The organism is Mycobacterium sp. 050134 (genome assembly GCF_036409085.1).
Lineage (GTDB): Bacteria > Actinomycetota > Actinomycetes > Mycobacteriales > Mycobacteriaceae > Mycobacterium.
The window spans coordinates 1-269 of the sequence record NZ_JAZGLV010000103.1; the positions used below are offsets into that span (position 1 = coordinate 1).

At 76.2% G+C, this 269-nt stretch carries 1 pseudogene; it reads left to right on the top strand.

The annotated features are described in order from the left end of the window. Nucleotides 1-269: pseudogene (locus SKC42_RS27590) on the top strand (hypothetical protein); the annotation flags it as partial.

The following is a 269-nucleotide window of genomic DNA, read 5'->3' on the forward strand; positions in this document are numbered from 1 at the left end:
ACTGGCCCGACTGGCCCGACCGGCTCGACTGGCTCCACCGGAGCGACGGGTGCGACCGGCCCGACCGGACCGACTGGTTCCACGGGTGCGACCGGCTCGACTGGGGCGACCGGTTCGACTGGGGCGACCGGTTCGACTGGGGCGACCGGCTCGACCGGGGCGACTGGTTCCACGGGTGCGACCGGGGCGACTGGCCCGACTGGCCCGACTGGCCCGACCGGCTCGACTGGCTCCACCGGAGCGACGGGTGCGACCGGCCCGACCGGACC